Raw genomic sequence first — 12,307 nt, forward strand, 5'->3', positions numbered from 1 at the left:
ATTGAGCTAATAGGCGACAATTTCGCCATCAGGATGCTACGGAATATGAACACAGTGAGTACGATTGAAGCCATTTTTGCTGCCGCGATATTAGGACAATGCTCATTAACCATCAGCCTCTTCGTGGTTAAAAAAGATCCTCTGCACATTTATACACCGCTAATCGTGTTCTTTTCAGCGATTTGTATTAATAGTCTTGGGACCACCTTAGATATCTTTTCGTTTGATTCAACCACCGTTATGGTGAAGTACGTTAGTTCTATTTTTGCTCATATATGTCTGCTTTTACTTTTTCCATTCCTTTGGTTTTATGTACGTAACATCACCAGCCCCACCCTTATCGAGTGGCGCAAACAAGACTTGTACCATTTGACGCCCTTTTTCATTGGCTTAGGGGTTGCGGCTTTTCTCCTGTCTCTTCCCGTCAACATGCTCGCCATGTTGTTTGAAGAAGGTACTGAGGTCATCATCACGCGATTATTAATCGTCTCGGCTTGGTCCCTATACTTATTAATGGTGTTATGGGCCATGCAATGTGTGTGTTACCTGATAGTGATTGTTCGCCATCTAATTCGCCATAAACAACAGCTCAAGCATTATTACTCCAGTACGGAAGACAGAGAACTAATGTGGATTTATTTGGTCAGTCTGCTCATGATCTGCACCCTATGCGTGGCATGGCTAGGCATGTTTACCAACTATATTGATGAGGTTGTTTATCTAGTCGATCTCTTAAACCTATGCCTTGTTTTTACTATGTCTCATTGGAGTTTACGACAAGGCAGCTTTATGCAAGAAACGGACTTTGTCCAGCTTGACTTAACTGAAGATGCAACAAAAACGCGCATTAAAAACCCAGCAAAATATGAAAAATCTGCTCTCACCGATGCTCATATTGATCGCATCGAACAAAATATTCATAACGTTATGCAAGAGCAGAAATTGTATTTGAATCCTAATCTTTCGTTAGCCGATCTTTCCAAAGCAGTAGCAGAACCTGCCAATTACGTTTCTCAAACCTTAAATGGCCGCCTTGGCGATACCTTTTTCGACTTTATCAATGCATTACGCATTAAAGAGGCTCTGAAACTGATCGGTCAAAAAGAGAAAACCGTATTAGACATTGCTTATGAAGTTGGGTTTAACTCACGATCCTCTTTTTACAAGGCCTTTAAAAGAGAAACAGGGTTAACCCCAACGGCCTATAAACAGACTACTCAGCCTTCTTAAGAATTTTAGAAAAGAAGGTAAGTTAAAAAACTATGGCATACAAGTGTATATCGTCATCACATGTTTGATCGTAATAATGCCTATGCGGAACACAAACCGCCTCACACATTTGGTATGAGGCTTTTTCTATCCAACGGTTTGTGACTCTGATGTGACAGTCATGTGATTAACCGAAGAAGGCGTCAATAACACCATGACCATCACCACAATGAAAAAGACAAGGCTGGAAATTTGCAGCAATAAGTACATGGACAAATACCAAAAATCAACGCCTAACACCCACTTACAAAGCATAATAATGCTAATGGAAATCAGCCAAAACAGCGCTCCCCTTTTCACCCATAATTGGGCAGATGACAGCAAATTCGCGTAGCGACGAGGTGCGAATCTCAGCATTGACAATAACAGCACAATAAAAAGTGAACAAGTTAAATACTGAATGCCTTGTACCGAATGCGCTTTCGTTAAAATGGTCGTCATACCAACAAGAAAATACATCAGAGTCACCAAGACAAATAGGCACAAAGTACTCATCACCGCTTTATTCAGATACCAATAAGCCGTCATTTGATGCGGATGTTCTACGTCATTATTGATTGATAACAAAGGATGCTCAGGCTGTTTATCTTTAAGTGTTGGTCTAGTCTTCCAGATGTACAAATTCAACAAGATACACACTACTAGACTAATCAAACTGATGGGATAAGTTTGATTTTTTTGCGTCAGCCCTTGTAACAACTCAACACCAACATAACTTATTTGAGAAAATGCGACTAAATTTAATGCAGTGACAGGTAAGGCGAGCCAAACGCCGAACATTCGTTTGACTAATAAAAAAGTCAATAAGGCCAAACCAAAGAAGGAGTTATATTCATTTGGTAAAACGTGAGCCACTGAGAAAAGCGTCTCAGTCCAAGCAGATTGCACGACATCATGCTCGCCGCTACCGATTAAGACAGTCGATAGCCAAAAGTTGTGAATATAAAATGTAACCAGTAAAAAGAGTCCAAGAAAATAACGATCGCGGTCAAAAGAATGGCTTGATGTTGAAGTAAACTGATCGCGATAGAAGACGTCTTTTAAGAGAACAAAGATCATAATGTCACTTCCTTTTGCGAGGACACTGTCTGCTTAGCTTGACCCGGCTTACATAACAATGCCAATTGAACAAGACAATACAATAAGAACATTAGCTTCCATAAAGGCGTTTTAATTTGATCCGTTCTGACAGTGCCTAATGATCCTGAAAAATAATAGTAAACCAAATCATCCATTAAAAAGATGAGCCAGAACACCACGATAAACGCCAGCAAACTTGACACCACAAACGGCCAGCGCCAGCCAATGTTGAGAATGCGCTTCACCAGCAGTATGAGAGCGTATATCCCCAAACCAACCAAGGCCAGCATAACCATAATGTACCACCCCCTAGCTTGGTAATAGTCATCACCACCTAGAAGATGTAATAACCCAAATAGCAATATTGGCACCGCTGAAGCAATCAAACCAAAGATCATCATTTTCCACATAAACTTAATCGCTGACAGCTGATGTTTTTCGGCGCGTCTTGGATTAAGCCTTAATAACGGATGATCCGGTTGCATTTTAGCTAGGCCTTCTCTTCTTAAAAAGAACAGATTCACAATCAACCAAGCTAAAATAAAAACACCCGTCAACAGGATAACAGCTTCGATAGTCAGTCCAAACTGACGTCCGATAACGTCGGCAGGTGAATAGCCCCATTGGTCCATTTGTGCTAATAAAATAGCTCGATAAATCACCATGCCAATAAAATTCATCAACCCCAAACTAATGGCTTTAATGCGCGACTGGGGAAACATGCGAAAACCAAGAAACAAAGTGGCAATCGACAAAATAAAATCAAATTGGAAGCCGACATAAAACATCAAAAGAGGTAATTGTCCCCAAAAAGGCGCGTTTTCAGTAAGAAAAAAAACTGGCATAGAATGAAAAGGATTAAAATTGCTTATGGTTATCAAAAAAAATTGCCCCCACAGCAACAAAATCAACGCCATAAAATAACGATCTCTGTCCAGCGGTTTCTTAAGGCTATTTTGTTTGAGGTACTGGTCTTGCCAGAATAAATCCAAAAAAAGGGTCATAATGATTCCTTGTTATCAGGCGCAAACCTCTGAACTAGTATGGTAAAGGTAGGCTAACCCGTTGACTGATTGCTCTCCTAACCAAAAGATAATGAAGGCTTAAATAGCCAATATCACACTGATGCCCATTTCTTTTGAATGATTGTTGGGTTCAATCATAGGGGTTCCATCCAAATCATAATCTATGGTGGAATCATCAATATTCCAATATTTGTAGAAGGCCTCTACTTTAATCACCAGGTCCCGTTCAACTTGCTTAGAAACGCCTAACTTTAGACGATTGCCATAGCCATTGTATTGCGAGAATGACAGATCTTGGTGGCCACTCAATCTGCCTGTATGGCTGGTATTTTTACCAAGAATTAAATAATCAAATTCGACACTGCCATACAGCCCCCAATCAGAAAAAAATTGCTTGTGTTCAAAATCAATCCCGATGGGTACGTAATAGTAAACTTGCTCACGTTCATAACCATGATGATCCGTACTGGACACTCTACCACTGGAATCGTCATTCAAATATCGATAACCCAAACCAATGTATGACATCACTTGCCACGCCGAATCAAGTCCCCATGGGCTGCCCGATAAACCACGCACTTCAAACAACTCATCAGGAATACCCTGGATTGTGCCAGAACCTTCATAGTCCATTTTACCGCTCGAAGTGGTCACCTCTAACGCTTTCACATTATGAGCTTGCTGGAAAATAAAACGTCCGTTAAAACCCAATAATGATCCCTTTTCTTGCATGACCGATGGCTCGGTATAAACAATGTTAGATGCCTGCAACCCTAGTTCTATTTGAGCCTTAGCGAATGTCATTGTGCTCATTCCGAACAAACATACAATCGACAACATACGAAATTGCATCATGACAAACTTTCTTCCTTATTCGATACCTTGATGTCCATGATAACGGAATTCTTATGAAAACCCGTCTCCCACATTAAAATTAGAAAAATTCACCTTAAAGTGAAAAAATACAATTTTATTCATAATTAAATTTAATCAACAATCGTATCAGCTCTTAGCGATACAACAAATACTTCTTTTTCTAACAACGAAAGCAAACAATGAAATGAAGTAAAGCGACGGTGAAAGCCCTAATCCATTAAGAGCATTATGACATTCATACACTCAAAGAATAGGATGACAGATCACCATGCACACAAAATTTAATTTCAGCATTAACACACTACGCTTTGATGAAGACTATCAGCCATCAACCAACACCCGTATCACAACGAACTTTGCCAACCTTGCGAGAGGGCGACACCGTCAGAGTAATTTACGTAATGTCTTAAAGATGATTAACAATCGATTTAATGCATTAGCGCATTGGGATAACTCTAACAGCGATCGTTATCAGATCGAATTGAATATCGTCTCCGTCAACATTGAGGTAGAAGCTAACCAACAAAGCTTCCCAAGCATCGAAATCTTGCAAACATGGATTCTCGACAGGGACACCCAACAACGTATTCCAGGTGTAGTGGGCAATAACTTTTCTTCTTATGTAAGAGATTATGATTTCAGCGTTTTATTACCGAACCATAATAAAAATAAAGAATCATTCAGTGTTCCAGAAGATTTTGGCGAACTGCATGGCAAGCTCTTCCAGCATTTTATTCGCTCCCCAAGTTACCAGCAGGCATTCAACAAACCGCCCATTATTTGTTTAAGCGTTTCGGACAACAAAACTTACCTGAGAACAGAAAACGAGCACCCGGTTTTAGGTTTTGAATATCTACCCAATGACTCGTCACTAACGGAGAAGTACTTTCACAAAATGGGCTTGAAGGTTCGCTACTTTATGCCGCCAAACAGCGTTGCCCCTTTGGCTTTTTATTACGTTGGTGACTTGCTGAATGATTACACCAATCTAGAACTGATCAGCACCATTAGCACCATGGAAAGCTTCCAGAAAATCTATCGACCCGAAATTTACAACGCCAACACCCTGGCCGGTGCTCATTACCAGCCAAATTTGCAAAACCCTGATCATTCTCTCACACACATTGTGTATGACAGAAAAGAACGCAGCCATCTTGCCGTGGAGCAAGGCAAGTTTGCAGAAGAAAACTTCATTAAACCTTATCAAGCGATATTGCAGCAGTGGTCAGCGAGTTATGCCGTTTCATAAGGTCAATCAATAAGAGAAGAGAATGTTATGAAAACACTATTACCTACCTCAAGCGCAGGCAGTTTGCCAAAACCCGCTTGGCTAGCACAACCAGAAGTACTTTGGTCACCCTGGAAATTACAGGGTGAGGAACTGCACTCAGGCCAGCAAGACGCACTCCGAATTGCCCTACAAGAACAAGAATACGCTGGTATCGACATCGTCAGTGATGGCGAGCAAACTCGTCAACATTTTGTCACCACCTTTATTGAACATCTTAACGGAGTGGATTTTGAAACACGCAAAACCGTTCGAATTCGCAATCGTTATGATGCCAGTGTCCCCACTGTGGTGGGACCGGTGTCACGCCAAAAACCCGTGTTTGTTGAGGATGCCAAATTTTTACGTCAACAGACAAAAAAGCCTATTAAATGGGCTCTTCCCGGCCCTATGACCATGATTGATACACTCTACGATGACCACTATAAAAGTCGTGAGAAGTTGGCTTGGGAATTCGCTAAAATTCTCAACCAAGAAGCCAAAGAATTAGCCGCCGCAGGTGTGGATATCATCCAATTTGATGAGCCTGCCTTTAATGTTTTTTTTTATGAGGTGAATGATTGGGGCATTGCTTGTTTAGAAAAAGCATGTGAAGGACTAACTTGCGAAACCGCAGTGCATATTTGCTACGGTTATGGCATCAAGGCCAATACTGACTGGAAAAAAACACTGGGCTCTGAATGGCGTCAGTACGAAGCCGTGTTTCCCAAACTGCAACAATCCACCATAGATATTATTTCACTGGAATGTCATAACTCACATGTACCAATCGAATTATTGGAATTGATTCGCGGCAAAAAAGTCATGGTCGGCGCCATTGATGTGGCCACTAATAAAATAGAAACGCCTGAAGAAGTCGCAAATACCCTGCGTAAAGCACTCAAGTATGTCGATGTTGATAAACTCTACCCTTGCACCAACTGTGGCATGGCACCTTTGTCACGCGAAGTGGCTAATGGCAAACTAAAAGCACTCAGTGACGGCGCGGCTATTGTTCGACAAGAAATGGCCTTGCAAAACCATTCCTCAGCCTCATGACTTAGCTTCCCTAGACAAGCTAGCGCTATTAACTAGGCTTAGCTTGTCTTTAGCAAGGGTTTGCGACAAATCCATCTTAATCATCGCCCTCCGTCTTTTTTCGCTACACAGTAACTGCACAAATAATGAGCAGAAAGTTTTTTTTCGATCCAATATCGACCACATGGTCAGCATTTAATCTTAAATTAAATCATAACCATTTGTAATTTATAAGAAAATTTTATTGGCACATTTAATGCTTTTAATATTGAGTAAATGGTCAGGAATGAATTCATTCTACCAAATCGCTGTTTTTTTTAATGATGAATAACTAGAGAAGACAAGAGAGGCAATTATGGACGTAGGCGTATTTATCCCCATTGGCAATAATGGTTGGCTGATTTCAAAAACCTCACCTCAGTACAAACCGAGTTTTGATCTCAATAAAGAAATTGTTATGAAGGCAGAAGAATATGGAATGGATTTCGCGCTTTCCATGATCAAGCTGCGTGGCTTCGGTGGTGAAACTGAGTTTTGGGACTATAATCTGGAATCTTTCACCCTAATGGCGGGCTTAGCCGCCGTTACCAGTAAAATCCAACTCTACGCGACAGCAGCAACGCTGGTGCTACCACCCGCTATTATGGCGCGTATGGCAACCACCATTGATTCCATCTCTAACGGACGCTTTGGCGTTAACCTAGTGACCGGTTGGCAGCGTCCAGAATATTCTCAAATGGGCATGTGGCCAGGCGATGAGTACTTCTCCAGTCGCTACAATTATCTTGAAGAATACATCAAAGTCGTCAAAGAATTATGGACAACAGGTAAGAGCGACTTCAAAGGTGAATTCTTTCAAATGGACGATTGCCGCATGCTGCCAAAACCGTCTCGTGACATTCCGATTATTTGTGCTGGACAAAGTGCATCTGGCATGGAATTCACCGCCAATCATGCCAACTACAATTTCTGTTTTGGTAAAGGCGTCAATACCCCTACTGCTTTTGCACCCACCGCAGCAAGATTACAAGAAGCCGCCGCCAAAGCAGAACGTGAAGTTGATTCAGCAGTGCTCATGATGGTCATTGCCGATGAAACGGATGAAAAGGCCATGGCGAAATGGGAGCTTTATAAAGAAGGTCAAGATTTTGATGCCACGGATTGGATGACGGAACAAGGTGCGGCGGATAAGAAATCGGGTAAGGATACCAATGTACGAGACATGACCAACCCAACGTCGGTGGTGAATTTTAATATGGGTACACTGGTCGGCTCTTATGAAAAAGTGGCCGCTATGCTGGATGAAATCGCGACCGTACCGGGTTGCGGTGGCGTGTTGTTAACCTTCGATGACTTTATCCAAGGCATGGACGATTATGGCAAAAAAATCCAACCGCTGATGAAATCCCGTCAGCACATTCAGGCAGCGGCGGTTTAAACATGAGCATTGAAGAACTCAAAGTATCAGGCTATTACGATGGCACCCAGACTAACGAAATCGTATTGCCAGCCAAACCTGAGCCATTAGCCATTAACCTAACAGAAACTGCCATTATCGTGGTCGATATGCAAAACGCATACGCCACTAAAAATGGTTACTTGGATCGTGCTGGGTTTGATATTTCAAGCACTGGACCTGTCATTCAGCAAACCGCCAAAGTATTGGAGGTAGCACGTAACGCAGGCATGCCCGTGGTCTACTTTCAAAATGGTTGGGATCCAGAATACACGGAAGCAGGCGGCCCTGGCTCACCTAACTGGTACAAATCCAACGCCTTAAAAACCATGCGCAAGCAACCAGAACTCATGGGGACCTTGTTAGCAAAAGGCACCTGGGATTATGAACTGGTTGAGGAACTGGCACCGCAACCGGGTGACATTGTCATTCCAAAAACGCGCTACAGTGGATTTTACAACACCAACTTGGACAGCATGCTGCGCAGTCGTGGAATCAAAACCCTCGTCTTTACCGGCATCGCCACCAACGTGTGTGTGGAATCGACCTTGCGAGACGGCTTTTTCTTGGAATATTTTGGCGTCGTCTTGGCCGACGCTACTCACCAAGCGGGTTCAGACGCCATTCAACAAGCCTCTTTGTACAACATAGAGACGTTTTTTGGCTGGGTTTCTGATGTAGAAACCTTTTGTGACCAAGTCACAAAGCAAACGGCATAACCAAACCATTATTAATCGAGGAAACATGTATGAGTAAAAAATCCATCATTCCAGCAGGCACAGGTAAACCACTTGCTCCATTCGTTCCTGGGTCAATGGCAGACAATGTGCTGTATGTGTCTGGAACCTTACCCTTTGATAAAGACAACAATGTGGTTCACGTTGGCGATGCGGCAGCGCAGACCCGTCACGTTCTTGAAATCATCAAGGGCGTGGTAGAAGAAGCCGGCGGCACCATGGACGACGTTACCTTTAATACTGTGTTAATCACCGACTGGGATAACTACGCGGCCGTAAATGAAGTCTATGCCGAATACTTCCCGGGAGAGAAACCCGCCCGTTACTGCATCAAATGTGGCTTAGTGAAACCGGATGCCTTGGTCGAAATTGCCAGCTTTGCACACATTGGCTAATCAAAAGCGGCTCGCAGCAGCCTAGCAAAACCGTCTAGGCTGCTGGTTTTTCTATTGATTCTGGTGATGAGGATCCAGTATGTATTATGAACTCCATGGGTTAGAACAAGCGGATGCACCCACCTTGGTGTTTAGCTCAGGTTTAGGCGGTTCTGCAAACTTCTGGCAAAGCCAGTTACCTGTATTAACAGAAAGTTTTCGTGTACTCATTTACGATCAAGCTGGAACAGGACGCAGCCCTGCCAAACTCGCGCCTGATTACAGTATCAAGAATATGGCGGACGAATTGCTGACCCTGCTGGCCGAGTTAGACATACAAAAATGTCATCTCATTGGTCACGCTCTTGGTGGTTTGGTGGCCTTACAAATTGCCGATCAAGCCCCTGAAAAACTGCAAAGTATGGTGCTTATTAATGCATGGAGCAGCCCGAACCCACACACCTTACGTTGTTTCAATATTCGCAAAGCCATCTTAGCCAATTGCGCGCAAGACATTTACTTACAAATGCAAGCTTTGCTCTTGTATCCACCAGATTGGATTGCCAGCAATATTGAAACATTGGAGGCGGAAGAAGCGCATTTACAGGCACATTTCCCAGACCAAGACAATTTACTCGCCCGCATTCGCGCCTTGAGTGAATTTAATATCGAAAGTCGCTTAGCAAGTATCACAACCAAAGCATTCATCGTTGCCAATAAAGACGATTTACTAGTGCCTTGGCAGCGCTCACAAGTGCTTTTCGATGCCCTACCCAATGCTCAGTTGAACATGATGGACTATGGTGGTCATGCCAGCACAATTACGGCGAAAGACCATTTTAATACCTTACTTATCGACTTTTTAGACACAACAAAATAGCGATGCTGAGTCAAAAAACGCACACATTACGAGAGAATAGGCTATGAGTGAAATGCAAATCGAAACCAAATTGGGAATTTCAGCACAAGCCTTTAAAGAAGGCATGGCAAACTTGGCTGGCGCGGTCAATATTGTCACCACAGTGGATCAAGGAGAAAAAATCGGTTTCACTGCAACCGCTGTGTGCAGTGTCAGTGACAGTCCTGCCACCTTATTGGTGTGCTTAAATCGCAATGCGTCTGTCTACGAACGCTTTAAAAACGCGTCAACACTGGCCATCAATACCTTAGCAAAAGGACAAGACGACTTATCTAATGTATTTGGTGGCAAAGCCCCTATGACGGAACGTTTTAGCAATGGCGAATGGCAAAGCTTGCAAACCGGCTCACCGATATTAGCGAATGCCGCAGTGAGTTTCGATTGTCAGATTATCCATCGTCAAAGCGTGGCCACTCACGATGTTTTCTTTTGCGAAGTATTAGCCATAAAACAGACTGATAACGCCGGCGCCCTGCTTTATTTTCAACGTGGATATCATCACTTAAACGCCAATGCCGTTTAAAGCCATCGGTTATTTCCAATCAAACCCTGAGTTTTCCTTCACTAGGCACCGATATGGAAACGGATATCGGTATTTTAGGTGAAGGATACGCAGGGCTTTTTGCGTTACTTCACCTTACTCAACAAGGCTATCCTATCACCTTAGTGAAAGCGCACCTTATTGGTTCTAGCGCTTCTGGGGGTCATGTCGGTCAAATTTGCCAAGGCCAAAATAACCAAATATCAAATCATCTCATAAAACCAGCGCTTTAAAGAAAGACTCACTTGCCACCTATTTAATGAAGCGGCATACAAACCTTACTGGACAAACGCCTATCACGGACCGGATTAGGTGACTCTTGATGATTCGATAGGCCTAACAAAGATCAAAACAACAATTTTATAGGGGGAAGCGTAGTGATTCGACGAAAAACACCTTATCCTACTGATATCTGAGTTTGAATAAACCGAATAAAACCATGCCTCTTACACCTCTATCACAAAACCCCATCCGTCTTAAAACCATCACAGGGCCAGATTTATTGCCTTACATTGAAGACATTGCCAGACTAAGAATTCAGGTATTCCGCGCGTTTCCATATTTATATGAAGGTTCTCTGGAATACGAGCAAAATTATTTACAGCGCTACCTTGATGCAACTCATGCAGCGGCCATACTGGCACTGGATGGTGAAAAGGTAGTAGGCGCTTCTACGTGTCTCCCTATGCATCAAGAAGAGGAAGCATTCCAACGGCCTTTTATCGAATCCGGTTACCCAATCGAGCACCTCTTTTATTTTGCTGAATCAGTATTGGACGTTCGATTTCGTGGACAAGGCATAGGGCAAGCCTTCTTTACCGAAAGAGAGCGTTTTATGCACAAGGTAGGACGCTTTCAATGGGCGACGTTTTGTGCCGTGGATCGCGGAATCAACCATCCTCTACAGCCCCAAAACTACCGACCATTAGATACCTTATGGCAAAAAAATGGCTTCGTTAAAACCCCCCTAACCACACAATATGCTTGGCAAGACATAGGAGAATCCCACGAAACCATCAAACCCATGACCTTCTGGCTGAAAGAATACCCAAAATGAAAAAAGAAATTATGGTAAGTGGCTTGCTAAATTATTAGATTGCTCAATCAATAGATTAGGTCTTTAAAGAAGTTAAAGGGTTTTCTAAATTATTGAAAATATTAAGAAATTACGGTGGGTGTCTTATTTGTCTTTACTCGATTGCCTATCAAAATGGTCGTAACATTTCCTTCAGCAATACTAACCGAGCGGAATACTTAGAAATCAAAAATACCATTTCTTATGACCCTGAAGACTCTAGTGATCAATTCAATGCCAGCAGTACCAGTATATCCAATAATAGTTGGCAAAATGGTATCTCTGTGTCATCAAGTGACTTTGAAGGTTTAAATATCAACGACTTACTACGACCTCGTAAGTCAGACGGTAGCTTGCCGGATGTGGACTTTTTCAAGTTAAAAAGTGGCAGTGACTTAATTGATGCTGGGACGAATGTGGGTGAAAGCTACAATGGCTCTGCACCAGACATAGGTGCATTTGAATATTAAGTCTCCCCATTAAAATGATGTAATAACGACACTAAGCCAGTCAGCTCACCCTGACTGGCTTTTCTACATTTAAGAACAAAAGGAATTTCAGAAAAATGACGGGGCACACTAAGAACTCAACGTCATCATACAAAACACGGTTACATTCTCCTTTCTTCAATGGAAAATCCAGCCACGGTG

At 42.6% G+C, this 12,307-nt stretch carries 14 protein-coding genes; 11 read left to right on the plus strand and 3 right to left on the minus strand.

The window, feature by feature from the left end; all coding sequences use genetic code 11:
• Nucleotides 1–45 precede the first annotated feature (45 nt).
• On the plus strand, nt 46–1,230 hold the full coding sequence (locus ACXAH2_RS14015; protein ID WP_475079343.1) for a helix-turn-helix domain-containing protein: 1,185 nt from the start codon (nt 46–48) through the stop codon (nt 1,228–1,230).
• Between the two features lie 126 nt (nt 1,231–1,356).
• Here ACXAH2_RS14015 and ACXAH2_RS14020 read toward each other — a convergent pair whose 3' ends face one another.
• From ACXAH2_RS14020 to ACXAH2_RS14030, 3 genes are all read right to left on the minus strand, one after another.
• A complete protein-coding gene (locus ACXAH2_RS14020; RefSeq protein WP_475079345.1) occupies nt 1,357–2,328 on the minus strand; it encodes a hypothetical protein in 972 nt (323 codons plus the stop codon).
• Nucleotides 2,325–3,353: a hypothetical protein gene (locus ACXAH2_RS14025; RefSeq protein ID WP_475079347.1), complete on the minus strand. Its 1,029-nt coding sequence runs from the start codon at nt 3,351–3,353 to the stop codon at nt 2,325–2,327. The genes ACXAH2_RS14020 and ACXAH2_RS14025 overlap by 4 nt, the downstream gene beginning before the upstream one ends.
• A 99-nt stretch (nt 3,354–3,452) precedes the next feature.
• Nucleotides 3,453–4,229 (minus strand): hypothetical protein, encoded by a 777-nt coding sequence (locus ACXAH2_RS14030; protein WP_475079348.1) that lies wholly within the window; start codon nt 4,227–4,229, stop codon nt 3,453–3,455.
• Nucleotides 4,230–4,518: 289 nt separating this feature from the next.
• Between ACXAH2_RS14030 and ACXAH2_RS14035 the strand changes: the two genes are divergently transcribed.
• From ACXAH2_RS14035 to ACXAH2_RS14080, 10 genes are all read left to right on the plus strand, one after another.
• Complete coding sequence (locus ACXAH2_RS14035; RefSeq protein ID WP_475079350.1) at nt 4,519–5,499, plus strand: DUF1852 domain-containing protein; 981 nt, start codon at nt 4,519–4,521, stop codon at nt 5,497–5,499.
• 27 nt (nt 5,500–5,526) lie between these two features.
• Nucleotides 5,527–6,576 carry a methionine synthase gene (locus tag ACXAH2_RS14040; protein WP_475079351.1) on the plus strand — a complete coding sequence of 350 codons (1,050 nt, stop codon included), beginning with the start codon at nt 5,527–5,529 and terminating at the stop codon, nt 6,574–6,576.
• 334 nt (nt 6,577–6,910) lie between these two features.
• Nucleotides 6,911–7,993 (plus strand): pyrimidine utilization protein A, encoded by a 1,083-nt coding sequence (gene rutA / locus ACXAH2_RS14045; protein WP_475079353.1) that lies wholly within the window; start codon nt 6,911–6,913, stop codon nt 7,991–7,993.
• A 2-nt stretch (nt 7,994–7,995) separates the two neighbouring features.
• Entirely contained in the window at nt 7,996–8,730 is a 735-nt protein-coding gene (gene rutB / locus ACXAH2_RS14050; RefSeq protein WP_475079355.1) for a pyrimidine utilization protein B, read from the plus strand.
• A gap of 29 nt (nt 8,731–8,759) precedes the next feature.
• Complete coding sequence (rutC, locus tag ACXAH2_RS14055) at nt 8,760–9,143, plus strand: pyrimidine utilization protein C (RefSeq protein WP_353669327.1); 384 nt, start codon at nt 8,760–8,762, stop codon at nt 9,141–9,143.
• Nucleotides 9,144–9,222: 79 nt separating this feature from the next.
• Nucleotides 9,223–10,002 (plus strand): pyrimidine utilization protein D, encoded by a 780-nt coding sequence (gene rutD, locus ACXAH2_RS14060; protein ID WP_475079358.1) that lies wholly within the window; start codon nt 9,223–9,225, stop codon nt 10,000–10,002.
• Between the two features lie 43 nt (nt 10,003–10,045).
• Nucleotides 10,046–10,564: a flavin reductase gene (locus ACXAH2_RS14065; RefSeq protein ID WP_475079360.1), complete on the plus strand. Its 519-nt coding sequence runs from the start codon at nt 10,046–10,048 to the stop codon at nt 10,562–10,564.
• Nucleotides 10,565–10,617: 53 nt separating this feature from the next.
• Nucleotides 10,618–10,815: an FAD-dependent oxidoreductase gene (locus tag ACXAH2_RS14070; RefSeq protein ID WP_475079362.1), complete on the plus strand. Its 198-nt coding sequence runs from the start codon at nt 10,618–10,620 to the stop codon at nt 10,813–10,815.
• A gap of 206 nt (nt 10,816–11,021) precedes the next feature.
• Entirely contained in the window at nt 11,022–11,639 is a 618-nt protein-coding gene (locus tag ACXAH2_RS14075; protein WP_475079364.1) for a GNAT family N-acetyltransferase, read from the plus strand.
• A 92-nt stretch (nt 11,640–11,731) separates the two neighbouring features.
• Nucleotides 11,732–12,127, plus strand: coding sequence for a hypothetical protein (locus ACXAH2_RS14080; RefSeq protein WP_475079366.1), 396 nt, complete (start codon nt 11,732–11,734; stop codon nt 12,125–12,127).
• Nucleotides 12,128–12,307 lie beyond the last annotated feature (180 nt).

The sequence above is a fragment of the Marinomonas sp. ABL3_031 genome, assembly GCF_056161265.1.

Coding starts and splice junctions, on each gene's coding strand:
- ACXAH2_RS14015 (WP_475079343.1), top strand. CDS start 46: ATGAACACAGTGAGTACGATTGAAGCCATTTTTGCTGCCGCGATATTA.
- ACXAH2_RS14020 (WP_475079345.1), bottom strand. CDS start 2,328: ATGATCTTTGTTCTCTTAAAAGACGTCTTCTATCGCGATCAGTTTACT.
- ACXAH2_RS14025 (WP_475079347.1), bottom strand. CDS start 3,353: ATGACCCTTTTTTTGGATTTATTCTGGCAAGACCAGTACCTCAAACAA.
- ACXAH2_RS14030 (WP_475079348.1), bottom strand. CDS start 4,229: ATGATGCAATTTCGTATGTTGTCGATTGTATGTTTGTTCGGAATGAGC.
- ACXAH2_RS14035 (WP_475079350.1), top strand. CDS start 4,519: ATGCACACAAAATTTAATTTCAGCATTAACACACTACGCTTTGATGAA.
- ACXAH2_RS14040 (WP_475079351.1), top strand. CDS start 5,527: ATGAAAACACTATTACCTACCTCAAGCGCAGGCAGTTTGCCAAAACCC.
- rutA (WP_475079353.1), top strand. CDS start 6,911: ATGGACGTAGGCGTATTTATCCCCATTGGCAATAATGGTTGGCTGATT.
- rutB (WP_475079355.1), top strand. CDS start 7,996: ATGAGCATTGAAGAACTCAAAGTATCAGGCTATTACGATGGCACCCAG.
- rutC (WP_353669327.1), top strand. CDS start 8,760: ATGAGTAAAAAATCCATCATTCCAGCAGGCACAGGTAAACCACTTGCT.
- rutD (WP_475079358.1), top strand. CDS start 9,223: ATGTATTATGAACTCCATGGGTTAGAACAAGCGGATGCACCCACCTTG.
- ACXAH2_RS14065 (WP_475079360.1), top strand. CDS start 10,046: ATGAGTGAAATGCAAATCGAAACCAAATTGGGAATTTCAGCACAAGCC.
- ACXAH2_RS14070 (WP_475079362.1), top strand. CDS start 10,618: ATGGAAACGGATATCGGTATTTTAGGTGAAGGATACGCAGGGCTTTTT.
- ACXAH2_RS14075 (WP_475079364.1), top strand. CDS start 11,022: ATGCCTCTTACACCTCTATCACAAAACCCCATCCGTCTTAAAACCATC.